This window comes from Streptococcus sp. HMSC062H02 (assembly GCF_001813005.1).
GTDB classification, from domain to species: domain Bacteria; phylum Bacillota; class Bacilli; order Lactobacillales; family Streptococcaceae; genus Streptococcus; species Streptococcus oralis_S.
The window spans coordinates 179,986-202,976 of the sequence record NZ_KV811100.1; the positions used below are offsets into that span (position 1 = coordinate 179,986).

Sequence of the window (22,991 nt, forward strand, 5' to 3'; positions counted from 1 at the left end):
ATAGTTACAACAAGAAAGAAGGAATCGAAATGTACGATACGATTATTGTCGGTGCTGGACCTGCGGGAATGACCGCTGCCTTATATGCTGCTCGCAGCAATCTGAAAGTGGCTTTGATTGAAGGTGGTCTGCCAGGCGGGCAAATGAATAACACATCTGATATTGAAAACTATCCAGGTTATGCCAATATCAGTGGACCTGAATTGGCTGAAAAGATGTTTGAACCACTTGAAAACCTTGGAGTGGAGCATCTTTATGGCTATGTTGAAAATATTGAAGACCAGGGTGACTATAAGAAGGTAATCACTGATGATCAAGTTTACGAAACCCGTACGGTCATTGTGGCAACTGGGTCAAAACACCGTCTTTTGGGTGTACCTGGAGAAGAAGAACTGAACAGTCGTGGTGTTTCTTACTGTGCCGTATGTGATGGAGCCTTTTTCCGTGACCAAGACTTGCTCGTAGTCGGTGGTGGAGATTCAGCGGTAGAAGAAGCTCTGTTCTTGACTCGCTTTGCCAAGACTGTCACTATTGTTCACCGTCGAGATGAACTTCGTGCCCAAAAGGTTTTGCAAGACCGTGCTTTTGCAAATGAGAAAGTCAACTTTATCTGGGATTCTGTTGTCAAAGAAATCAAAGGTGAAAACCGAGTAGAATCTGTCGTATTTGAAAATGTAAAAACGGGTCAAGTGACAGAGCAAGCCTTCGGTGGTGTCTTTATATATGTTGGTTTGGATCCTGTTAGCGATTTTGTTAAAGAATTGAATATTCAAGACCAGGCAGGCTGGATTGTAACAGATAATCACATGAAAACTGCCGTTGACGGTATCTTTGCAGTTGGAGATGTTCGCCAGAAAGACCTTCGCCAAGTGACAACAGCAGTTGGAGATGGGGCTATCGCTGGTCAAGAAGCCTATAAATTTATCACAGAACATAGTTAAGAAAAAAGTTTCCAATCAAGTGATTGGAAACTTTTTTTATAGTCTGTTTCGGAAAACTTCGTACATGAGAATGGCTGCAGCAACACTGGCATTGAGGCTTTGAACATGCCCATTCATGGGAATGGTAATCATTTCATCGACCTGTTTTTTGATGTTGCTGGAGATGCCTTTTCCTTCATTTCCGATGATGAGGGCGATTTTCCCTTTTGTATTCCACTTGTGGCAAGGGGTACCGTTCATATCCGTTCCAAAGGTCCAGAAGCCTTCATCCTTGAGTTTATCTAAGGTTTGACTGAGGTTGGTCACTCGCGCAATCGGTACATGCTCAATAGCACCTGTGGCCGTTTTGGCAACGACAGGAGTCACTCCGACAGCACGGTGCTTGGGAATGATGACACCTGAAACATTGGTCGCATCAGCTGTTCGCAAGATTGAACCCAGATTATGAGGGTCAGTTAGACCATCCAGAATCAATAGCAAAGGATTTTCTTCTTGACGTGTTTTTGCAAGGATGTGATCCAGCTCGCTATAGGCAAATTCTGACACTCGTAGAACAAAACCTTGGTGAACAGCGCCTTCGGTCATCTCAGACAGGGATTTTTTTGAAGTCCAAGAAATGGACACCTTTTTTTCTGTAGCCAGTTCCTTGACCTTCTCAACATTCTTACCTCGAAGATCTTCTTGGAGGTAGAGTTTATTTCCAGTGTTTGCAAGGAGGGCTTCTGTAACGGCGTGGACGCCATAGACAATATCATTTGTTTTCATGCCTCTATTATAACACAAAACCCCGTCTTGCAACGGGATTTTCTTTATTCGAGGATGAGGAGTCCATCTTTGACAGCAAATGGGTCTTTCTCATTGATACGATCGTAAAACATGATACCGTTAATGTGGTCAATTTCATGTTGGACAACGATGGAGTTGTAGCCTTTGAGCTTGATACGGTGTTTTTCTCCATCTTTGTCAAAATAGTCAACAGTAACGCGAGCATGACGAACAACATAGCCAGGCACGTTACGGTCAACAGATAGGCAACCTTCTCCTTCGCCAAGAGCAGCGTCCTGAACAGAGTGGGAAACGATTTTTGGATTGTACATAACAGCTTGCAAATCGTAGGCTTCCTCTGGAGTTTCACCTTCTTCCACAATATTTGGCACTAAAACAGCAATAATACGTTTTGAGATATCCAGCTGGGGAGCAGCCAATCCAACTCCACCGCGGAGCCCCATTTTCTCAGCCATAACAGGATCCTGAGAATGTTTGAGGAATTGCATCATTTTTTCACCAAGGATGATATCCTGATCAGACAGGGGGAAAGTGACTTCCTCAGCAACCGCACGTAGAGTAGGGTTTCCCTCACGGATAATATCTTTCATATCAATTAAGTGAGCAGCTTTTGTAATACGTTCTATAGCAGACATTTTCTCTCCTTTCATTACCTCTACATGATAACACAAAATAGGCGAGAAAGAAAGTCACAGAAGTTGCTAAAAAATAATATAATAAACGGTATTCCTCTTTTGGCTGTGGTATAATAAAAGAAAAGACTTGCAAAAGAGAGCAAGGGAGAATACAGATGGAAAAGCGACAAAATAGACGGTCTCATGGACCTATTGATGGATTGTTGGAGAAAAGTATTGGTTTCTTTCGGAATTATAAATCCTGGACCAATGCTCAGTTTATTATTGTGTTACTGCTTGCAGTTGCTTTGTCCATGGGGGGGAACTTGTTAGTTCGAGCAGTACAAGGTAGTAAGGGAACGAGTCCTAGTAGTCAAACTCTTGATTCTGCAAGTACTTCCAGTCAATCCAAGGAAAATCAGTCTGGTGAAACGACGGCACGTATCATGGCAAATGGTGACCTTCTCTACCATATCCCCATCTACCGAACAGCTCTTAAAGAAGATGGAACCTATGATTTCCATGAAAATTTTGAGTATGTAAAACCCTGGCTCAAACAAGCGGATTTGGTGATTGGTGACTTTGAAGGAACAGTGAACAAGGACCACTATTTGGCAGGTTATCCTCTCTTTAATGCTCCAGGAGAAGTCATGGATGCGATCAAGGATGCAGGCTACCAAGTTCTAGACTTGGCTCATAATCATATTTTGGATTCTCAAATTGAGGGAGTGGTTTCAACGGCTCAAGCTATTGAAAAGGCTGGAATGACACCCATCGGAGTCTACACGCATGAATCCCGAGACCAAGCACCTATAGTCATCAAGGAAGTCAATGGTATCAAGGTAGCTCTCCTGGCCTATTCTTACGGTTTTAATGGCATTGAGCAGTATATCTCTCAAGAGGACTATAATCGCTATCTTTCTGATTTGAATGAAGATAAGATGAAGGCAGAAATCGAGCGTGCAGAGAAGGAAGCGGATATTACTGTCATCATGCCTCAGATGGGAATTGAGTACCAGCTAGAACCAACGGAAGAACAGAAAACACTGTACCACAAGATGATTGACTGGGGAGCCGATATTATCTTTGGAGGGCATCCTCACGTCGTTGAACCTGCTGAAACAGTTGAAAAAGATGGTGACAAAAAACTGATCATCTACTCCATGGGGAATTTCCTCTCAAATCAGCGCATTGAAACCATGCAAGATGAGGAAAATGCCAAGTGGACGGAGCGCGGTGTTCTCATGGATGTGACCATTAAGAAAAAAGATGGCAAGACTAGGATTGAAACGGCCAAAGCGCATCCAACTTGGGTTAATCGAACTCCAAAAGGAACTTACTCTCCAGAAGGCTATCCGCTCTTCCTCTATCAGACCTATATCCTAGAGGACTTCATCGAGGGAGGCAGTCAGCGTGACAAGTTGGACGAGGCGACCAAGGAACGAATTGACACGGCCTATAAAGAAATGAATGAACATGTAGGGTTGAAGTGGTAGGTGCTCACCCTAAAGGAGATATGATGACGATTAAATTAATTGCAACAGACATGGATGGAACCTTGCTAGACCCGAGGGGGCAGCTGGATCTGCCCCGCTTGGAAAAGATTTTAGAACAGCTGGATCAAAGGGATATTCGTTTTGTCATTGCGACAGGGAATGAAGTTCACCGTATGAGGCAATTACTGGAGCACTTGGCGAGTAGAGTAGTTCTAGTAGTTGCAAATGGGGCGCGTATTTTTGAAAACAATAAACTGATTCAAGCGCAGACCTGGGATGATGCTACGGTTGACAAGGCTTTAGTTCATTTTAAAGGGAGAGAGTGCCGAGATCAGTTTGTCGTAACAGGTATGAAGGGTGGTTTTGTCAAGAAAGGGACTGTTTTTACAGACCTAGAAAAATTTATGACACCAGAGATGATTGAAAAGTTCTATCAACGAATGAATTTTGTGGAAGACTTGCAAGCTGACCTCTTCGGTGGAGTGTTAAAGATGAGCATGGTTGTTGGTGAAGAACGTTCTAGTTCAGTTTTGCAGGAAATCAATGACCTCTTTGATGCTCGTGTAAGGGCTGTTTCTAGCGGTTATGGCTGTATCGATATCCTGCAGGCTGGGGTTCACAAGGCTTGGGGATTGGAAGAATTACTCAAGCGCTGGGATTTGACATCAGAACAAATTATGGCTTTTGGTGATAGCGAAAATGATGTTGAGATGTTGGAGCTGGCTGGAATTGCCTATGCTATGGAAAATGCTGATGATGAGGCCAAGGCAGTTGCAACTGCCCTAGCTCCAGCTAACAGCCAGGCGGGCGTTTATCAAGTTCTAGAGAATTGGTTAGAGAAAGAGGGATAGGGTGGCAGTACAGTTATTAGAGAATTGGCTCTTAAAGGAGCAGGAAAAAATTCAAACCAAGTATCGTGAATTGAATCAAGTATCTGTTCTAGAGCCAGATATCATCTTTATTGGTGATTCGATAGTGGAATATTACCCTCTTCAAGAGTTGTTGGGAGCTGCCAAGACGATTGTTAATCGTGGCATCCGAGGCTACCAGACGGGACTTTTATTAGGGGATTTGGATGCCCATCTTTATGGTGATGCTGTGGATCAAATTGTTCTCCTAATAGGAACAAATGATATTGGAAAAGATATTCCCATGAATGAAGCCTTGGATAATCTTGAGCGTGTGATCCAATCGATTGCCCGAGAATATCCGCTGTCACAAATAAAGCTCCTTTCCATTTTGCCAGTCAATGAGGGAGAGAGATACAAGCAGACTGTTTATATCCGAACCAATGAAAAGATTAGAGAATGGAATCAAGCCTATGAGGCTCTAGCATCCGCCTATATGCAAGTAGATTTTGTGTCGATTTATGATAGTTTGACAGATTCAGAAGGGCAACTTCAATCAGCCTATACAACGGATGGTCTCCATCTAAGTGTAGCCGGTTATCAAGCCTTATCAGAAGCCTTAAAAGGGTGCCTTTTCTAAAGAAACGGCTTGATTTTGCATTTTTTTTGAAGATAGGTTATAATAGTTCTAACATCCTGGGGTCGTTACGGATTCGACAGGCATTATGAGGCATATTTTGCAACCCGTGTGGCTACGTAAACGCTCAGTTAAATATAACTGCAAAAAATAACACTTCTTACGCTCTAGCTGCCTAAAAACCAGCAGGCGTGACCTGATTTGGATTGCTCGTGTTCAATGACAGGTCTTATGATTAGCGAGATACGATCAAGCCTTGTCTAGTGGTTTGATAAGAGATTAATAGACTCGCAGTTCCTAGGCTTGAGTTATGTGTCGAGGGACTGTTAAAACAATACATAACCTATGGTTGTAGACAAATATGTTGGCAGGTGTTTGGACGTGGGTTCGACTCCCACCGGCTCCATTATGAACAGGTATACAGTAGATTTTTTCCAAATTGTATCCTTTGTTGTATCCTTCGTTGTATCCTATTTATTCTAGTATGTTAGTGGAGAATTACTCAAGAGGCTGAAGAGGACGGTTTGCTAAATAGTTAGGTCGGGTAACTGGCGCGGGGGTTCGAATCCCCCATTCTCCGTTAGATAAACCCAGTGTTTTTCTAAATAACTATCCTTGGAGGTAGTCTCCAAGAGTAAATTTTCATAATGAGGTGAAACATGAAAAAGATCAAGTTACTAAGTATCTTAGCACTTTCAACAGTTGTCTTGGGTGCATGTTCTGTATTTTCTAATCAGTCATCTGAAGCTTCTTCTGATAACAAGGAGAATACGGAACAAGTTGAGAAGAAAGATGAAGCAGCAGAAGTTAAAGAAAAAGTTACAAAAGATGCTGAGATTCTCTTAGACTCAGTTCTTACTAGCGACTCTGCTCGATTTAAGAAGATTTATGGCGACACTTATGAAAAATGGACTGAGGCAGTATTTGCTGTACAAACAAGTGAAAAAATCAAAGAAGAAGGTCTTTCACCTGCATCTACCTATTCAGTACAATGGCACAAAGATTTCCCTGTAGAAACTCCAGAAGAAACCATTTCAGGTTTCTTGAAGATGAGACGTAGATTATATCAAGATATCGGTTCTTACACTGTTAAAGACGTGAAGGTTGATGAATCAGGAAATACAGCGACTGTTACCTTCAACTCTAAGAAGTTGCACTCTAAAGGATTGGCTTCATCTACAAGGGAAGTTCTCACTACTCTTATTGGAGGTGTTGATAACCTAGGTAAATACAATCAAGCTGGTTCAAACGTTGACATCAAGCGTTACCAAACATTGGTTTCTTACTGGATTTTTGAGCATCTATTTAAGAAAGATTTCTCAACCTACAGTGACGTTGATCCTAACTTAGCTCATACACCTTTCACTACTGGTGATTTTGATACAGAAATCAAATTAACCAAGGATAAGGATGGAAACTGGCTGATTTCACAAGAAGATTACCGTACTTTGGCAACAGAGTTGCTTGATGATACAGAAGGTTATGATAAAATTGTCCGTAAAAACTCAACTAAGTCTAATGATAAATCAACAGACAAGTCTTCAGATAAATCTTCAAACAAATCCACTGATAAATCAACAGACAAATCTTCAGATAAAAAAGATAAAAGTAATATCTAATCCTAAGATTTAGAAGAAAAACAAGTAGTCTTAATAAACTACTTGTTTTTTTATGAATTAGGATACAAAAATGTGGTGTGATAGTTAGAGTAACTCAGCTTTTCATTTCTATATATTGCTCTTAGAACCATAAAAAAACTGCATTAAGGTGCAGTTTTTCTTTATTCTACGGAAGACATGGGATTCGAACCCACGCACGCTGTTACACGCCTACCGCGTTTCCAACACGGCCTCTTAAGCCTCTTGAGTAATCTTCCAACACTTACTAAAATAGTCTACCATAAAGCCTCTTATCTTGCAATAAAAATTCTGGAATTAAGAAAAATGATAGAATTTGATAGAAAATGACAAAAATTGCTTGACTTTGGTAGAGAATGTGCTAGAATGAATAGTGTAAACGATAACAGGAGGTGATTTGGTGTTAAAAACTGAGCGGAAGCAACTGATTTTAGAGGAGTTAAATCAACATCATGTAGTTTCCCTAGAAAAATTGGTTAGTCTATTAGAAACATCAGAATCAACAGTACGAAGAGATTTGGATGAGTTGGAGGCTGAAAACAAGCTTCGCCGTGTGCATGGTGGAGCAGAATTGCCCCACTCCTTGCAGGAAGAAGAAACCATCCAAGAAAAATCTGTCAAAAACCTTCAAGAGAAGAAGCTACTGGCTCAAAAAGCAGCCTCTCTTATTAAGGAGCAAGATGTTATCTTTATTGATGCTGGAACGACAACTGCTTTTTTAATCAAGGAATTGGTTAATAAGAATATCACAGTTGTGACCAACTCCATTCATCATGCGGTTCAGTTGGTTGAAAAACAGATTCCAACTGTCATGGTTGGAGGAAGTGTCAAGATGGCAACAGATGCATGTATCGGTGGTGTTGCTCTTAACCAAATCAATCAATTGCACTTTGACCGTGCCTTTATCGGGATGAATGGTGTCGACGATGGTTATTATACGACTCCAGATATGGAGGAGGGAGCTGTGAAGCGTGCTATTTTAGAGAATGCCAAACAAACCTATGTCTTGGTGGATTCGTCAAAGATTGGACAAACTTGCTTTGCCAAGGTAGCACCACTCAAACGCGCTATTGTCATCACAAGTCAAGGGCATGAGCTCTTGCAGGCTATTAAGAAGAAAACGGAGGTAATAGAAGTATGATTTATACAGTCACACTCAATCCATCTATTGACTATATCGTTCGCTTAGACCAAGTTCAAGTCGGTAGTGTCAATCGTATGGACAGTGATGATAAGTTTGCTGGTGGGAAAGGAATCAATGTCAGTCGTGTCTTGAAACGCTTGGATGTTCCAAATACAGCGACTGGATTTATCGGAGGCTTTACTGGTAAATTTATCACAGATACCCTTGCAGAAGAGGAAATCGAAACTCGTTTTGTCCAAGTGGCAGAAGATACTCGTATCAATGTCAAGATTAAAGCAGACCAAGAAACAGAAATTAATGGGACTGGTCCTAATGTTGAGCCCGAACAACTTGAAGAGTTAAAAGCCATTCTTTCAAGTCTGACAGCAGAAGATACGGTTGTGTTTGCGGGTTCGAGTGCTAAGAACCTAGGCAATGTTATCTATAAGGATTTGATTGCATTGACACGCAAGACTGGTGCCCAAGTGGTTTGTGACTTTGAAGGACAGACCTTGATTGATAGCTTGGACTATCAGCCACTTTTGGTCAAACCAAATAATCACGAGCTTGGAGCTATCTTTGGAGTGAAACTCGAAAGTTTTGATGAAATCGAGAAATATGCTCGTCAGTTACTGGCCAAAGGAGCTCAAAACGTCATTATCTCTATGGCTGGTGACGGTGCCCTTCTTGTCACATCTGAAGGAGCATACTTCGCTAAGCCCATCAAGGGAACAGTGAAAAATTCAGTCGGGGCTGGTGACTCTATGGTCGCTGGGTTTACAGGTGAATTTGTCAAATCTAAAGATGCAGTAGAAGCCTTCAAATGGGGAGTTGCTTGTGGCACAGCAACTACTTTCTCAGATGACTTGGCAACAGCGGACTTTATTAAAGAAACATATGAAAAAGTTGAGGTAGAAAAACGATGAAAATTCAAGACCTATTGAGAAAAGACGTCATGTTGCTGGATTTGCAAGCAACTGAAAAAACAGCTGTCATTTAAGAGATGATTAAAAGTTTGGTAGATCACGGTTATGTGACGGATTTTGAAACCTTTAAAGAAGGGATCTTAGCGCGTGAAGCTCTCACTTCCACTGGTTTGGGTGACGGAATTGCTATGCCACACAGCAAAAATTCTGCTGTCAAAGAAGCAACAGTTCTCTTTGCAAAGTCAAACAAGGGTGTTGACTATGAGAGCTTGGATGGGCAACCAACAGACCTCTTCTTCATGATTGCAGCTCCAGAAGGTGCCAATGATACTCACTTGGCAGCCTTGGCAGAATTGTCTCAATACTTGATGAAAGATGGTTTCGCTGACAAACTTCGCCAAGTAACATCTGCAGATCAAGTTATCGAACTATTTAACCAAGCTTCAGAAAAAGCTGAGGAGCCTGTCCAAGCACCTGCTAATGACTCTGGTGACTTTATCGTAGCTGTTACGGCTTGTACAACAGGGATTGCTCACACTTACATGGCTCAAGAAGCCCTTCAAAAAGTAGCTGCTGAAATGGGTGTTGGTATCAAGGTTGAAACCAATGGTGCTAGCGGTGTTGGGAACCAATTGACTGCAGAGGACATCCGCAAGGCTAAAGCTGTTATCATCGCAGCGGATAAGGCAGTGGAAATGGATCGTTTTGATGGTAAACCTTTGGTTAACCGTCCAGTTGCAGACGGTATCCGTAAGACAGAAGAATTGATCAACTTGGCTCTTTCTGGGGATGCTGAAGTTTATCGTGCTGCTAATGGAGCAAAAACTGCAACAGCATCTAATGAAAAACAAAGCCTTGGTGGTGCCTTCTACAAACACTTGATGAGTGGTGTATCTCAAATGTTGCCATTCGTTATCGGTGGTGGTATCATGATTGCCCTTGCTTTCTTGATTGATGGTGCTATGGGTGTGCCACAAGATAGTCTTGGCAATCTCGGATCCTACCATGAGCTAGCTTCCATGTTCATGAAAATCGGTGGTGCAGCCTTTGGCTTGATGCTCCCAGTCTTTGCAGGATATGTTGCCTACTCTATCGCTGAAAAACCAGGTTTGGTAGCTGGTTTTGTGGCTGGTGCAATTGCCAAAGAAGGTTTTGCCTTTGGTAAAATCCCTTATGCAGCAGGTGGTGAAGCAACTTCAACTCTTGCAGGTGTCTCATCCGGTTTCCTAGGTGCCCTTGTTGGTGGATTTATCGCAGGTGCTTTAGTTCTTGCTATCAAGAAATACGTTAAAGTTCCTCGTTCACTTGAAGGTGCTAAATCAATCCTTCTCTTGCCACTTCTTGGAACAATCTTAACAGGATTTGTCATGCTAGCTGTTAACATCCCGATGGCAGCAATCAACACTGCGATGAATGACTTCCTAGGCGGTCTTGGAGGCGGTTCAGCTGTCCTTCTTGGTATCGTTCTTGGTGGAATGATGGCTGTTGATATGGGTGGTCCAGTTAATAAAGCGGCCTATGTCTTTGGTACAGGTACGCTTGCAGCAACTGTTTCTTCAGGTGGTTCTGTAGCCATGGCAGCAGTTATGGCTGGAGGAATGGTGCCACCACTTGCTATCTTTGTCGCAACCCTTCTTTTCAAAGATAAATTCACTAAGGAAGAACGCAACTCTGGTTTGACAAACATCATCATGGGCTTGTCATTTATCACTGAGGGAGCGATTCCATTTGGTGCCGCTGACCCAGCTCGTGCGATCCCAAGCTTCATTCTTGGTTCAGCAGTAGCAGGTGGACTCGTTGGTCTTGCAGGAATCAAACTTATGGCGCCACACGGAGGAATCTTCGTCATCGCCCTTACTTCAAATGCCCTTCTCTACCTTGCCTTTGTTTTGGTTGGCGCAATTGTAAGTGGTGTGGTTTATGGTTACCTACGCAAACCACAAGCATAAAAAGGATTAGAATAGAAAGATTGTTACCATTTGGTGCAATCTTTTTCTCTATTCGAAATGGCTGTGAAATATGGTATAATAAAAGAATGGCAAACAAGAATACTACGAAAACAAGACGGAGACCGTCTAAAGCAGAACTTGAAAGAAAACAGGCTATCCAGAGGATGTTGATTTCCTTAGGGATTGCCTTATTGTTGATTATTGCAGCCCTTAAACTCGGTGCAGCAGGTGTCACTCTTTACAATCTCATTCGACTGGTGGTCGGAAGTTTGGCCTATGTGGCCATAGGTGGTCTCCTTATCTATCTTTTTCTTTTTAAATGGATACGCAAGCAAGAGGGACTTCTGTCAGGATTTCTTTGTATCTTCGCTGGCTTGCTCTTGATTTTTGAGGCCTACTTGGTATGGAAATTTGGCTTGGAGCAGTCAGTCCTAAAAGGGACCCTGTCTCAAGTTATGACGGACCTGACTGGTATGCGAGTGACTAGCTTCGCTGGTGGAGGCTTGCTTGGTGTCGGACTTTATATTCCCATAGCCTTTCTTTTCTCCAATATCGGATCATACTTTATTGGAGTTCTCTTGATTCTAGTTGGGGCACTCTTGGTTAGTCCCTGGTCTATTTACGATGTTGCAGCCTTTATTGGAGCTCAGTTCAGATCCTTCATGGAAAAACAGGAACAGAGAAAACAGGAACGCTTCATCAAGAGAGAAGAAGAGAAGGCTCGTCAAGAAGCTGAAGAAGCAGCCAGAATTCAGAGAGAACAAGAAGAACAGGATGCGCTGCCACTTCCTCCTGTAGATCCTGAAACGGGAGAAATCTTATCTGAAGTACCAGACTACGATTTCCCACCAATTCCTGAGGAAGAGTGGATCGAACCGGAGATTATCCTCCCTCAAACAGATTTTGACGTTCCTGTTGTGGAAGAGGATTTTGAGGATGAAGAGGTACAGGTTGATTTTTCTGCCAAGGAAGCCCTTGAATACAAGTTACCAAGCTTGCAACTCTTTGCGCCAGATAAACCCAAAGATCAGTCCAAGGAAAAGAAGATTGTTCGAGAAAATATCAAAATCCTAGAAGAAACCTTTGCTAGCTTTGGTATCAAGGTGACGGTGGAACGGGCTGAAATTGGGCCATCAGTAACCAAGTATGAAGTCAAGCCAGCAGTTGGAGTACGGGTTAACCGTATTTCCAATCTGGCAGACGACTTAGCGCTGGCTCTGGCGGCCAAGGATGTTCGGATTGAGGCTCCGATCCCTGGTAAATCCTTAGTCGGAATTGAAGTACCCAACTCTGAGATTGCGACCGTTTCCTTCCGTGAACTCTGGGAACAGTCTCAAACTAAACCAGAAAATCTCCTCGAAATTCCTCTAGGTAAGGCTGTCAATGGAACTGCTCGCACCTTTGACCTTTCCAAGATGCCCCACCTACTCGTTGCAGGTTCGACGGGATCAGGGAAGTCAGTCGCAGTTAACGGTATTATCGCCAGCATTCTGATGAAAGCAAGACCAGATCAGGTCAAGTTTATGATGGTGGATCCAAAGATGGTTGAGTTATCCGTTTACAATGACATTCCTCACCTCTTGATTCCAGTTGTGACCAATCCACGCAAGGCCAGCAAGGCTCTGCAAAAGGTTGTGGATGAGATGGAAAACCGTTATGAACTCTTCGCTAAGGTTGGTGTGCGAAATATCGCTGGTTACAATGCCAAGGTCGAGGAATTTAATAGCCAATCTGAGTATAAACAAGTACCCCTGCCTTTGATTGTTGTCATTGTAGATGAGTTGGCAGACCTCATGATGGTGGCTAGCAAGGAAGTAGAAGATGCCATCATTCGTCTCGGACAGAAGGCGCGTGCTGCAGGGATTCACATGATTCTCGCAACGCAACGTCCATCGGTTGATGTTATCTCTGGTCTTATCAAGGCCAATGTCCCATCTCGTGTGGCTTTTGCAGTTTCATCAGGTACAGATTCACGAACCATCTTGGATGAGAATGGAGCAGAAAAACTGCTCGGTCGAGGAGATATGCTCTTTAAACCAATTGATGAAAATCATCCAGTCCGTCTGCAAGGTTCCTTTATCTCGGATGATGATGTTGAACGTATCGTAAACTTCATCAAGGCTCAGGCAGATGCGGACTACGATGACAGCTTTGACCCAGGAGATGTTCCTGAAAATGAAGGAGATTTTTCTGATGGTGAAGCTGGTGGCGATCCGCTTTTTGAAGAAGCTAAGGCTTTGGTTATCGAAACCCAGAAAGCTAGCGCTTCAATGATTCAGCGTCGTTTGTCAGTTGGATTTAATCGTGCGACCCGCCTTATGGAAGAACTCGAAATGGCAGGTGTCATCGGTCCAGCTGAGGGAACCAAACCACGAAAAGTATTGCAACAATAAAAAATAGCTTCTTTCCAAATTTGGAAAGAAGCTATTTTGGTGATTACTGGTTCGTTTTAGTTTCAGAACTCGTCGTATTTGACTGTGTTCCATTATCGCTTGTTTCTTTTGTTGAGGAAGGTGTAGAAGGATCCTGAGTTGTTGTTTTCTGTTCTTCTTTTTTCTCCTCTTTTTTATTGGATTGAGAAGTTTCTTCTTGCGGAGTATTTTCTTTAGTAGGAGTGTTGTCCCTGTTAGGTGTAGTATTTTCCTGAGGGGCTTCTTTTTGAATTTCCTTGACAACAGTTGTTTGGGTTGTCGTCGGTTCTTTTTTGTTGTTTTTGTTATTATCCATGGCGTTCATGATGGTAATAGTAGCGGTGATGAGACCAAGGATACTACCGATGGTAGCAATCGTTTTTTGAAAGACAGTAAAGCCCTTTTTGATGTGTTCTGTTTTTGGTTTTGAAGTTCTACGATAGTTAGACATGATACTCTCCTTTAATTATGATTTATTATACCTCATTTCTTTAAAAAAATCTTAAAAAAAGAGAAACCTCCCTTTCTTGTCGCAGGTCTCTTTTCGTGATACAATAGAAGGAGTGATTTTAGAAAGCGTGAGAAAACATGATCTACTTTGATAATTCGGCGACAACCAAGCCTTATCCTGAAGCACTTGAAACTTACATGCAGGTCGCTTCAAAAATTGTAGGAAATCCGTCTAGTCTCCATCGTTTGGGAGATCAGGCAACACGAATTTTAGATGCTTCCCGGCAGCAAATTGCAGATTTGATTGGAAAGAAGAGTGATGAAATCTTCTTTACCTCAGGTGGAACAGAAGGAGATAACTGGGTCATCAAGGGTGTGGCCTTTGAAAAAGCCCAGTTTGGCAAGCACATCATTGTGTCAGCTATTGAACATCCAGCAGTCAAGGAGTCAGCACTCTGGCTGAAAAATCAAGGTTTTGAAATAGATTTTGCTCCAGTTGATGAGAAAGGATTTGTGGATGTTGAAGCATTAGCAGATTTGATACGTCCTGATACGACTCTCGTCTCCATCATGGCAGTTAACAACGAAATTGGCTCTATCCAGCCTATTGAGGCTATTTCGAAACTTTTGGCAGATAAGCCGACTATTTCTTTCCACGTTGATGCGGTTCAGGCACTTGCTAAGATTCCGACTGAAAACTATCTGACAGATCGAGTGGATTTCGCGACCTTCTCAAGTCATAAGTTTCATGGTGTCAGAGGTGTTGGATTTGTCTATATCAAGTCTGGTAAGAGGATCATGCCTCTTTTAACAGGTGGCGGTCAAGAGGGAGACTATCGTTCGACAACTGAAAATGTGGCAGGGATCGCAGCAACAGCCAAGGCCCTCCGTTTGTCTATGGAAAAGTTAGCTGTCTTTACTAGCAAGACGGGGCAGATGAAGGCAGTCATTCGCCAAGCCCTTCTGGATTATCCAGATATTTTTGTCTTTTCAGATGAGGAAGACTTTGCCCCTCATATCCTGACTTTTGGGATTAAATGTGTTCGTGGTGAAGTCATTGTTCACGCCTTTGAAGACTATGATATTTTCATTTCCACAACCTCTGCTTGTTCGTCCAAGGCAGGAAAACCTGCGGGGACCTTGATTGCCATGGGAGTGGACAAAGAAAAGGCCCAGTCAGCTGTGCGTCTAAGCCTAGACTTGGAAAATGACATGAGTCAGATCGAGCAGTTCTTGACCAAGCTAAAATTAATTTACAATCAAACTAGAAAAGTAAGATAGGAGCATTTATGCAGTATTCAGAAATTATGATTCGATACGGAGAATTGTCAACCAAACACAAAAATCGTATGCGTTTCATTAATAAACTTCGTAATAATATTTCAGACGTTTTGTCTATCTATCCTCAAGTTAAGGTAACCGCAGATCGCGACCGTGCCCACGCTTACCTCAATGGAGCTGATTATACAGCAGTTGCAGAATCGCTCAAACAAGTCTTTGGAATTCAAAATTTTTCTCCTGTGTATAAGATTGAAAAGTCAGTGGACGTTTTGAAGTCTGCTGTCCAAGAGATTATGAAGAAAATCTACAAGGAAGGGATGACCTTTAAAATCACTAGCAAGCGTAGCGACCACAACTTTGAATTGGATAGTCGTGAACTCAATCAAACTCTCGGTGGAGCTGTTTTCGAGGCCATTCCAAACGTGCAAGCTCAGATGAAAAATCCAGATATTAATCTTCAGGTTGAGATTCGTGAGGAAGCGGCCTATCTTTCCTATGAAACTTTTCGTGGAGCAGGAGGATTACCTGTGGGAAGTTCTGGTAAAGGTATGCTCATGTTGTCAGGAGGGATTGACTCACCTGTAGCAGGTTATTTAGCTCTTAAACGTGGTGTAGATATTGAGGCGGTTCACTTTGCCAGTCCGCCATACACGAGTCCTGGTGCCCTCAAGAAAGCCCACGATTTGACTCGGAAATTGACCAAGTTTGGTGGCAATATCCAGTTTATCGAGGTGCCTTTCACTGAGATTCAAGAGGAAATCAAGGCTAAAGCGCCAGAAGCCTACCTCATGACCTTGACGCGTCGTTTTATGATGCGGATTACCGACCGTATTCGTGAGATACGAAATGGTTTAATTATCATCAATGGGGAAAGTCTTGGTCAAGTAGCCAGCCAGACCTTGGAAAGCATGCAGACTATCAACGCTGTGACTAACACTCCCATCATCCGCCCTGTGGTTACGATGGACAAGTTGGAAATCATTGACATTGCGCAGGAAATCGATACCTTTGAAATTTCAATCCAGCCGTTTGAGGACTGCTGTACTATTTTTGCGCCTGACCGTCCTAAGACAAATCCTAAGATAGAGAATGCAGAGCAGTATGAAAAACGGATGGATGTCGAAGGTTTGGTTGAGCGAGCAGTGGCAGGGATTATGATTACTGAAATCACTCCCCAGGTTGAAAAAGATGCTGTCGATGAGTTAATTGACAATCTCCTCTAATCAGAAAACCCAGAAGAATTCAGAAAAACAAATGAAAAAGTTAGTTATTTATCCTTAAAATGGACAATTACTGACTTTTTTTCTATTTTTATGGTATAATAAGATAAAATTTTGAATATAGAGAGTTTTCTGACAATGAATCATTCCTACTTTTATTTAAAAATGAAAGAACACAAACTTAAGGTGCCTTATACTGGAAAAGAGCGTCGTGTGCGTGTTCTTCTTCCTAAGGATTATGAGAAAGATACAGACCGTTTTTACCCTGTTGTTTACTTTCATGATGGGCAAAATGTCTTTTACAGCAAGGAGTCTTATATCGGGCACTCTTGGAAGATTATTCCGGCTATTAAGAGAAATCCTGACATCAGTCGCATGATTGTTGTAGCCATCGACAATGATGGTATGGGACGGATGAATGAGTATGCGGCTTGGAAGTTTCAAGAATCTCCTATCCCAGGCCAGCAGTTTGGCGGTAAGGGTGTGGAGTATGCCGAGTTTGTCATGGAGGTGGTCAAGCCTTTTATCGATGAAACCTATCGTACCAAAGCTGATCGCCAGCACACGGCTATGATTGGTTCGTCTCTAGGAGGCAATATTACCCAGTTTATCGGACTAGAGTACCAAGACCGAATTGGTTGTCTAGGAGTCTTTTCATCTGCTAACTGGCTTCACCAAGAAGCCTTTAACCGCTATATCGAGCGTAAGAAATTGTCGTCTGAACAGCGCATTTTCATCTATGTAGGAACAGAAGAAGCAGACGATACGGACAAGACCCTAATGGCTGGCAATATCAAACAAGCCTATATCGATTCGTCGCTTCGGTATTACCGTGATTTGATTGCAGGTGGAGTAGGCTTGGATAATCTGGTCTTGAAAGTTCAGTCTGGTGCCATCCATAGTGAGATTCCATGGTCGGAAAATTTGCCAGACTGTCTTCGATTTTTTGCAGAGAAATGGTAAGTTAAGAAAGGAGAAAGCCAATGCATATTGAAAATCTCAGCCACTGGAGTGGCAATCTCAACCGTGAAATGTACCTCAACCGTTATGGACACGCTGGGATTCCAGTTGTGGTTTTTGCTTCATCTGGTGGCAGTCACAACGAATACTATGATTTTGGCATGATTGACGCCTGTGCTTCCTTTATCGAGGAAGGCCGTGTTCAGTTCTTTACTCTATCCAGTGTGGACAGCGAGAGCTGGTTGGCCACTTGGAAAAATGGTCACGACCAAGCAGAGATGCACCGTGCCTACGAACGCTATGTGATTGAGGAGGCGATTCCTTTTATCAAGCACAAGACAGGTTGGTTTGATGGCATGATGACGACAGGTTGCTCGATGGGGGCCTACCATGCACTCAATTTCTTCCTCCAGCATCCAGATGTCTTTACCAAAGTGATTGCTCTCAGCGGTGTTTACGACGCGCGTTTCTTTGTCGGTGATTACTACAATGATGATGCTATTTACCAGAACTCGCCAGTAGATTATATTTGGAATCAGAATGACGGCTGGTTTATCGATCGTTACCGTCAGGCGGAGATTGTCGTCTGTACGGGCCTCGGTGCTTGGGAACAAGATGGTCTGCCGTCCTTCTACAAACTGAAAGAAGCCTTTGACAAGAAACAAATCCCTGCCTGGTTTGCTGAGTGGGGACATGATGTTGCCCATGACTGGGATTGGTGGCGTAAACAAATGCCTTATTTCCTTGGTCACATGAATCTATAAAAGGAGTTGCCTATGAATTATCTTGTTATTTCACCCTACTATCCACAAAACTTTCAACAGTTTACCATCGAGCTAGCTAATAAAGGCATCACCGTTTTGGGAATTGGTCAGGAGCCTTACGAACAACTAGATGAACCTTTGCGCAATAGCCTAACCGAGTATTTCCGTGTGGACAATCTTGAGAACATAGACGAAGTCAAACGTGCAGTTGCCTTTCTTTTCTACAAGCACGGTCCTATCGACCGCATCGAGTCCCACAATGAATACTGGCTTGAGCTGGACGCAACACTCAGAGAACAATTCAATGTCTTTGGTGTCAAACCAGAGGATCTCAAAAAGACTAAGTTTAAGTCTGAAATGAAAAAACATTTCCAAAAGGCAGGAGTACCTGTTGTTCCGGGAGCAGTGATTAAAACAGAGACCGATGTAGCTCAGGCTGTGGAGGAGATCGGTTTACCATTGATTGCCAAACCAGACAACGGTGTGGGAGCAGCAGCAACCTTTAAGCTTGAGACAGAAGAAGATGTAAATCACTTCAAGGCTGAATGGGACCATTCAACCGTTTATTTCTTTGAAAAATTTGTCACTTCTAGCGAAATCTGTACCTTTGACGGACTAGTGGACAAGGACGGTAAGATTGTCTTTTCAACGACTTTTGACTACGCCCATACACCACTGGATCTCATGCTTTACAAGATGGATAATGCCTATTATGTTCTCAAGGATATGGATCCAAAATTGCGTAAGTATGGTGAAGCCATTGTCAAGGAATTTGGCATGAAGGAGCGTTTTTTCCATATCGAATTCTTCCGTGAGGGAGATGACTATATCGCTATTGAGTATAATAACCGTCCGGCAGGTGGTTTTACCATTGATGTTTACAATTATGCCCACTCTTTTGACCTCTACCGAGGTTATGCGGCTATCGTAGCAGGAGAGCCATTCCCTGGTTCATATTTTGAACCCCTCTATTGCTTGGCGACTGCTCGGCGTTTAAGTTCTCATTATGTATACTCAGAAGAGGAGTTACTAGCTAAATACCAAGGAGGTTTTAAGGCTAAGAAAATCATGCCAGCAGCCTTTGCAGAGTTACAAGGAGATATCCTCTATATGTTGACAACTCCAAGTCGTGAGGAGCTGGATCAGATGTTAGCAGACTTTGGTCAACGTCAAGAGTAAGGAATAGGATGAAAGGAGTTTGACTTCTTTTGTCCTTTTCTTAAAGATAAGTTAAATAAAGCGTTTTCCAGAGATTCTTTTAGAAAATCGGTTGCTAAAAGGCCTAAAAATTGATAGAATAAGGATTGTCTAAAAAAATTAAGGAGAATCTATCAAATGGATTTTACATGGGCTATTAAATATGCCACTGAATTTTTGGGAACTGCCATTCTGATCATTCTTGGTAATGGTGCAGTTGCTAACGTTGAACTTAAAGGTACGAAAGGTCACCAAAGTGGCTGGCTCGTTATCGCGGTTGGTTACGGTATGGGGGTTATGATCCCAGCCTTGATGTTCGGTAATGTATCTGGGAACCACATCAACCCAGCCTTCACACTTGGACTTGCTGTGAGTGGACTTTTCCCTTGGGGACAAGTACCATATTATATCCTTGCGCAAGTTTTAGGAGCGATTTTTGGTCAAGCTATGGTTGTTGCAACTCACCGTCCTTACTACTTGAAAACAGAGAATTCTAATAACATTTTGGGTACTTTCTCAACGATTTCAAATGTTGATCACGGTACAAAAGAATCACGTTTCGCAGCAAGTGTAAATGGTTTTATCAATGAGTTTGTCGGTTCGTTTGTTCTGTTCTTTGCAGCCCTAGGAATGACTAAAAACTTTTTTGGTGCGGAAGTAATGCAATACATGAAGCAAATGGCAACGCAGGCTAATCAAACAGTTGACTTTTCTGAATTAGCTATTAAGGCTCAAATAGCACCACACACAGCAGCAGGTCTTTCAGTTGCTCATTTAGGACTTGGTTTCCTAGTAATGGCCTTGGTAACTTCACTCGGTGGACCTACTGGACCTGGTTTGAACCCAGCTCGTGACTTTGGACCACGTCTTCTTCATGAACTCCTTCCAAAATCAGTTCTTGGTCAACACAAGGGTGATTCAAAATGGTGGTATGCATGGGTTCCGGTTGTAGCTCCAATTGCAGCGGGAATTGCAGCAGTAGCACTATTCAAACTACTTTACCTATAAGAAACGAAACTGGGGAAACCCAGTTTTTTTCTTGGAAAATTTTCTAATTTAAACAAATATGGCTTGTAAAATATTCTAAAATCCTTTAAAATAAAAGAGTTGGAGGAACTTATGGATGTGAATGAGATTGTTCGGATCATTCCGACTTTGAAAGTTAATAATCGAAAATTAAATGAGATATTTTATATTGAAACTCTAGGAATGAAACCCTTACTAGAAGAGTCTGCCTTTCTTTCATTAGGCGACCAGACGGGTACGGAGAGATTGATTTTAGAAGAGGCTCCAAGCATGCGAACTCGCAGAGTTGAAGGACTTAAGAAGCTAGCTAGGCTCTTGATAAAGGTTGAGGATCCTTCCGAAATCGAGGCCCTTCTTTCTCAAATGAAGTCTCTTCCTCGCTTGTTTAAAGGAAGTCGTGGATATGCTTTTGAGATTGTTTCTCCTGAAGAGGATGTGATCCTTGTTCATGCAGAAAATGATATAAGAGATTTGGTTCCACTGGAAACTGTTCCTGAATTTTATTCAAATACAGGTATAAAATACTTGAGCCAATTTGAGGTTTCTATGGAGTTGCGTTTGCCTGAGGGGACAGAGAGCTTACTTGATCCTGAAGGAGTAGCGCAAGTAATCACTTTTACTAAAGGGCAAGGACTAGATTTGGCTGTTGAAAACAATGTCACTTGGGACTTGACGATGTTGAAATTTTTAGTAAGAAATTTTGATCTAACCAGTCTTCGTCAGAAATTTGAAAAGACAGGCTACTTTGTCCCTAAGTCTGAAAAATTCTTCCTGGGTAAAGATACCAATAACATTGAATTGTGGTTTGAAGAAGCATGAAGTTGGAAAAAATTCTAAGAAAAATAGAAAATCAAATCGAGGCAGGGATTTATCCCGGGGCCTCTTTTGCGTATTATAAGGATGGTGAATGGAAAGAGTCTTATCTAGGATTGAGTGATCCAGAACGGGGCTTGAAGACAGAAAGCGGTTTGATTTATGATCTGGCTAGTGTGAGTAAGGTTGTGGGAGTGGGGACAGTCTTGACCTTTTTGTGGCAACAGGGGAAACTAGACATTGATATACCAGTGACGGATTTTTTATCGGAGTGTGATTATCCTGATATCACTATACGGCAGCTTCTGACCCATGCTACAGATTTAGACCCCTTCATTCCCAACCGTGACAAGTTAAGTGCAGAGGAATTGAGAGAAGCCATGTTTCACCTCAATAGACGAAATCAGCCTGCTTTTCTATACTCAGATGTTCACTTTTTACTCTTAGGCTTTGTTTTGGAAAAAATCTTTGACCAAGATTTGGATCAGATTATAAAAGAGCAAGTTTTGGAACCATGGGGAATGAAAGAAACGATGTTTGGCCCTGTTGAGCGAGCTGTACCAACAGTGAGAGGAGTGGATGCCGGAATCATTCACGATCCCAAAGCCCGTCTTTTAGGGAAACACGCAGGAAGTGCTGGTTTGTTTTCGACTGTTAAGGATTTACAGATCTTTCTGGAACATTACTTGAAAGATGATTTTGCTGCAGATTTGAGCCGAAATTTTTCTCCTTTAGATGATAAGGAGCGTTCCCTAGCCTGGAATCTGGAAGGAGCTTGGCTCGACCATACGGGTTATACAGGTACCTTTATTATGTGGAATCGGGAGAAGCAGGAAGCTGTCATCTTTCTGTCCAATCGAACGTATGAAAAGGATGAGCGTGCCCAGTGGATAGTTGACCGAAATCAAGTCATGAAAATCATTCGTCAAGAGGAGTAGGGAGAAGAATGTCAAAAACCGTAAAAGGAACTCTGTATACAGTAGTGGCAGGGATTGCTTGGGGCTTGTCTGGAACCAGTGGCCAATACCTAATGGCACACGGGATTTCCGCTCTAGTCTTGACCAATTTGCGACTTATCATTGCAGGCTTGGCATTGGTGTTCTTATCCTACGTGACTGCAAAGGATAAACTCCTTTCTTTTTTAAAGGACAGAAAAAGCCTTTTATCTGTGCTGTTGTTTGCCTTGTTTGGACTTTTCTTAAACCAGTTTGCCTATCTTTCTGCCATTCAGGAAACCAATGCTGGCACGGCGACAGTTCTCCAGTATGTATGCCCCGTTGGGATCTTGATTTATACTTGTATCAAGGACAAGGTGGCGCCTACTCTGGCTGAGATTATTTCGATTGGTTTAGCAATTGGAGGAACGTTTCTTATCGCGACGCATGGGGAACTTGACCAGTTGTCTGTCACACCTGCTGGTCTTTTCTGGGGCCTCTTTTCTGCCCTAACCTATGCCCTCTATATCATCCTTCCCATTGCTTTGATTAAGAAGTGGGGCAGTATTTTGGTGATTGGTGTCGGGATGGTTATTTCTGGTGTAGTGGCTATTCCTTTCACAGGAGTTTTACAGGCCAGCATACCGACTAGCTTAGATTTTCTCTTTGCATTTGCTGGGATTATCATCATCGGAACGGTTTTTGCCTATACAGCTTTCCTAAAAGGGGCTAGTCTGATAGGCCCTGTTAAGTCTAGTTTATTAGCTTCCATAGAGCCAATTTCAGCCGTTTTCTTTGCCTTTCTGATTATGAAGGAACAGTTTTATGCGATTGATTTTGTCGGTATGGCTATGATTTTACTAGCCGTGACCATTATTTCTTTGAAAGATTTACTGCTGGAAATAAAGAGTAAGTAATAAAAAAATCCACTCAATCGAGTGGATTTTGTTATGTGACTACTAGTCCGTCTCGCTCCG

20 protein-coding genes, 2 tRNA genes, 1 other RNA gene and 1 pseudogene are annotated in these 22,991 nt (G+C 42.4%); 20 read left to right on the forward strand and 4 right to left on the reverse strand.

The annotated features are described in order from the left end of the window. Positions 1-29: 29 nt before the first annotated feature. Positions 30-941: a thioredoxin-disulfide reductase gene (gene trxB / locus HMPREF2885_RS02845; RefSeq protein WP_000272345.1), complete on the forward strand. Its 912-nt coding sequence runs from the start codon at positions 30-32 to the stop codon at positions 939-941. 36 nt (positions 942-977) lie between these two features. On the opposite strand, the gene rlmB is transcribed toward trxB, so the two are convergent. Together rlmB and def are read right to left on the reverse strand one after the other, a co-directional pair. Then, the gene (rlmB, locus tag HMPREF2885_RS02850) at positions 978-1,706 is read right to left on the reverse strand and encodes a 23S rRNA (guanosine(2251)-2'-O)-methyltransferase RlmB (RefSeq protein ID WP_000855742.1); all 729 of its coding nucleotides are present in this window, start codon (positions 1,704-1,706) and stop codon (positions 978-980) included. Between the two features lie 44 nt (positions 1,707-1,750). Then, on the reverse strand, positions 1,751-2,362 hold the full coding sequence (gene def / locus HMPREF2885_RS02855; protein ID WP_070656999.1) for a peptide deformylase: 612 nt from the start codon (positions 2,360-2,362) through the stop codon (positions 1,751-1,753). Between the two features lie 155 nt (positions 2,363-2,517). Here def and HMPREF2885_RS09830 point away from each other — a divergent pair, with 155 nt between their 5' ends. From HMPREF2885_RS09830 to HMPREF2885_RS02890, 6 genes are all read left to right on the forward strand, one after another. Beyond that, positions 2,518-3,837 (forward strand): CapA family protein, encoded by a 1,320-nt coding sequence (locus tag HMPREF2885_RS09830; RefSeq protein ID WP_083307386.1) that lies wholly within the window; start codon positions 2,518-2,520, stop codon positions 3,835-3,837. Positions 3,838-3,860: 23 nt separating this feature from the next. Continuing rightward, positions 3,861-4,688 (forward strand): HAD family hydrolase, encoded by an 828-nt coding sequence (locus HMPREF2885_RS02870; protein ID WP_070657000.1) that lies wholly within the window; start codon positions 3,861-3,863, stop codon positions 4,686-4,688. Between the two features lies 1 nt (position 4,689). Continuing rightward, positions 4,690-5,325 (forward strand): SGNH/GDSL hydrolase family protein, encoded by a 636-nt coding sequence (locus tag HMPREF2885_RS02875; protein ID WP_000290635.1) that lies wholly within the window; start codon positions 4,690-4,692, stop codon positions 5,323-5,325. A 58-nt stretch (positions 5,326-5,383) separates the two neighbouring features. Then, positions 5,384-5,731: a transfer-messenger RNA gene (gene ssrA, locus HMPREF2885_RS02880) on the forward strand. A gap of 83 nt (positions 5,732-5,814) precedes the next feature. Next, positions 5,815-5,902, forward strand: a tRNA-Ser gene (locus tag HMPREF2885_RS02885). A gap of 79 nt (positions 5,903-5,981) precedes the next feature. Then, a complete protein-coding gene (locus HMPREF2885_RS02890; RefSeq protein WP_000721422.1) occupies positions 5,982-6,941 on the forward strand; it encodes a hypothetical protein in 960 nt (319 codons plus the stop codon). Positions 6,942-7,110: 169 nt separating this feature from the next. On the opposite strand, the gene HMPREF2885_RS02895 is transcribed toward HMPREF2885_RS02890, so the two are convergent. After that, positions 7,111-7,198: transfer RNA gene (locus HMPREF2885_RS02895), tRNA-Ser, on the reverse strand. Between the two features lie 161 nt (positions 7,199-7,359). Between HMPREF2885_RS02895 and HMPREF2885_RS02900 the strand changes: the two genes are divergently transcribed. From HMPREF2885_RS02900 to HMPREF2885_RS02915, 4 genes and pseudogenes are all read left to right on the forward strand, one after another. Beyond that, positions 7,360-8,100, forward strand: a complete 741-nt coding sequence (locus HMPREF2885_RS02900; protein ID WP_000920660.1) for a DeoR/GlpR family DNA-binding transcription regulator — start codon at positions 7,360-7,362, stop codon at positions 8,098-8,100. After that, positions 8,097-9,008, forward strand: coding sequence for a 1-phosphofructokinase (gene pfkB / locus HMPREF2885_RS02905; protein ID WP_049501584.1), 912 nt, complete (start codon positions 8,097-8,099; stop codon positions 9,006-9,008). Before HMPREF2885_RS02900 ends, pfkB begins: the two co-directional genes overlap by 4 nt. Continuing rightward, positions 9,005-10,957 (forward strand): annotated as a pseudogene (locus tag HMPREF2885_RS02910) (fructose-specific PTS transporter subunit EIIC). Before pfkB ends, HMPREF2885_RS02910 begins: the two are co-directional and overlap by 4 nt. A gap of 86 nt (positions 10,958-11,043) precedes the next feature. Continuing rightward, positions 11,044-13,350, forward strand: coding sequence for a DNA translocase FtsK (locus HMPREF2885_RS02915; RefSeq protein ID WP_083307389.1), 2,307 nt, complete (start codon positions 11,044-11,046; stop codon positions 13,348-13,350). 43 nt (positions 13,351-13,393) lie between these two features. On the opposite strand, the gene HMPREF2885_RS02920 is transcribed toward HMPREF2885_RS02915, so the two are convergent. After that, positions 13,394-13,819 carry a DUF6556 family protein gene (locus HMPREF2885_RS02920; protein WP_049501330.1) on the reverse strand — a complete coding sequence of 142 codons (426 nt, stop codon included), beginning with the start codon at positions 13,817-13,819 and terminating at the stop codon, positions 13,394-13,396. Positions 13,820-13,956: 137 nt separating this feature from the next. Between HMPREF2885_RS02920 and HMPREF2885_RS02925 the strand changes: the two genes are divergently transcribed. From HMPREF2885_RS02925 to HMPREF2885_RS02965, 9 genes are all read left to right on the forward strand, one after another. Next, on the forward strand, positions 13,957-15,099 hold the full coding sequence (locus HMPREF2885_RS02925; RefSeq protein ID WP_070657002.1) for a cysteine desulfurase family protein: 1,143 nt from the start codon (positions 13,957-13,959) through the stop codon (positions 15,097-15,099). Between the two features lie 8 nt (positions 15,100-15,107). Beyond that, positions 15,108-16,322 carry a tRNA uracil 4-sulfurtransferase ThiI gene (gene thiI / locus HMPREF2885_RS02930; RefSeq protein ID WP_070657003.1) on the forward strand — a complete coding sequence of 405 codons (1,215 nt, stop codon included), beginning with the start codon at positions 15,108-15,110 and terminating at the stop codon, positions 16,320-16,322. 135 nt (positions 16,323-16,457) lie between these two features. Next, the gene (locus HMPREF2885_RS02935; RefSeq protein ID WP_070657004.1) at positions 16,458-17,282 is read left to right on the forward strand and encodes an alpha/beta hydrolase; all 825 of its coding nucleotides are present in this window, start codon (positions 16,458-16,460) and stop codon (positions 17,280-17,282) included. A gap of 20 nt (positions 17,283-17,302) precedes the next feature. Next, a complete protein-coding gene (locus HMPREF2885_RS02940; protein WP_070657005.1) occupies positions 17,303-18,043 on the forward strand; it encodes an esterase family protein in 741 nt (246 codons plus the stop codon). Positions 18,044-18,055: 12 nt separating this feature from the next. Next, entirely contained in the window at positions 18,056-19,222 is a 1,167-nt protein-coding gene (locus HMPREF2885_RS02945; protein WP_001108621.1) for an ATP-grasp domain-containing protein, read from the forward strand. Positions 19,223-19,378: 156 nt separating this feature from the next. Continuing rightward, positions 19,379-20,248 (forward strand): aquaglyceroporin Gla, encoded by an 870-nt coding sequence (gene gla / locus HMPREF2885_RS02950; protein ID WP_000348106.1) that lies wholly within the window; start codon positions 19,379-19,381, stop codon positions 20,246-20,248. A gap of 111 nt (positions 20,249-20,359) precedes the next feature. After that, positions 20,360-21,085 (forward strand): CppA N-terminal domain-containing protein, encoded by a 726-nt coding sequence (locus HMPREF2885_RS02955; protein ID WP_000382985.1) that lies wholly within the window; start codon positions 20,360-20,362, stop codon positions 21,083-21,085. Continuing rightward, complete coding sequence (locus HMPREF2885_RS02960; RefSeq protein ID WP_070657006.1) at positions 21,082-22,017, forward strand: serine hydrolase domain-containing protein; 936 nt, start codon at positions 21,082-21,084, stop codon at positions 22,015-22,017. Before HMPREF2885_RS02955 ends, HMPREF2885_RS02960 begins: the two co-directional genes overlap by 4 nt. 8 nt (positions 22,018-22,025) lie before the next feature. Further along, positions 22,026-22,931: a DMT family transporter gene (locus tag HMPREF2885_RS02965; protein ID WP_045616913.1), complete on the forward strand. Its 906-nt coding sequence runs from the start codon at positions 22,026-22,028 to the stop codon at positions 22,929-22,931. The last annotated feature ends 60 nt before the right edge of the window (positions 22,932-22,991 follow it).

Excerpts from the sequence above, each read along its gene's own strand:
- HMPREF2885_RS02965 (WP_045616913.1), top strand. The coding sequence starts at position 22,026 with ATGTCAAAAACCGTAAAAGGAACTCTGTATACAGTAGTGGCAGGGATT.
- trxB (WP_000272345.1), top strand. The coding sequence starts at position 30 with ATGTACGATACGATTATTGTCGGTGCTGGACCTGCGGGAATGACCGCT.
- HMPREF2885_RS02870 (WP_070657000.1), top strand. The coding sequence starts at position 3,861 with ATGACGATTAAATTAATTGCAACAGACATGGATGGAACCTTGCTAGAC.
- pfkB (WP_049501584.1), top strand. The coding sequence starts at position 8,097 with ATGATTTATACAGTCACACTCAATCCATCTATTGACTATATCGTTCGC.
- thiI (WP_070657003.1), top strand. The coding sequence starts at position 15,108 with ATGCAGTATTCAGAAATTATGATTCGATACGGAGAATTGTCAACCAAA.
- HMPREF2885_RS02890 (WP_000721422.1), top strand. The coding sequence starts at position 5,982 with ATGAAAAAGATCAAGTTACTAAGTATCTTAGCACTTTCAACAGTTGTC.
- HMPREF2885_RS02955 (WP_000382985.1), top strand. The coding sequence starts at position 20,360 with ATGGATGTGAATGAGATTGTTCGGATCATTCCGACTTTGAAAGTTAAT.
- HMPREF2885_RS02935 (WP_070657004.1), top strand. The coding sequence starts at position 16,458 with ATGAATCATTCCTACTTTTATTTAAAAATGAAAGAACACAAACTTAAG.
- gla (WP_000348106.1), top strand. The coding sequence starts at position 19,379 with ATGGATTTTACATGGGCTATTAAATATGCCACTGAATTTTTGGGAACT.
- HMPREF2885_RS02940 (WP_070657005.1), top strand. The coding sequence starts at position 17,303 with ATGCATATTGAAAATCTCAGCCACTGGAGTGGCAATCTCAACCGTGAA.
- HMPREF2885_RS09830 (WP_083307386.1), top strand. The coding sequence starts at position 2,518 with ATGGAAAAGCGACAAAATAGACGGTCTCATGGACCTATTGATGGATTG.
- HMPREF2885_RS02920 (WP_049501330.1), bottom strand. The coding sequence starts at position 13,819 with ATGTCTAACTATCGTAGAACTTCAAAACCAAAAACAGAACACATCAAA.
- rlmB (WP_000855742.1), bottom strand. The coding sequence starts at position 1,706 with ATGAAAACAAATGATATTGTCTATGGCGTCCACGCCGTTACAGAAGCC.
- HMPREF2885_RS02945 (WP_001108621.1), top strand. The coding sequence starts at position 18,056 with ATGAATTATCTTGTTATTTCACCCTACTATCCACAAAACTTTCAACAG.
- HMPREF2885_RS02915 (WP_083307389.1), top strand. The coding sequence starts at position 11,044 with ATGGCAAACAAGAATACTACGAAAACAAGACGGAGACCGTCTAAAGCA.
- def (WP_070656999.1), bottom strand. The coding sequence starts at position 2,362 with ATGTCTGCTATAGAACGTATTACAAAAGCTGCTCACTTAATTGATATG.
- HMPREF2885_RS02925 (WP_070657002.1), top strand. The coding sequence starts at position 13,957 with ATGATCTACTTTGATAATTCGGCGACAACCAAGCCTTATCCTGAAGCA.
- HMPREF2885_RS02960 (WP_070657006.1), top strand. The coding sequence starts at position 21,082 with ATGAAGTTGGAAAAAATTCTAAGAAAAATAGAAAATCAAATCGAGGCA.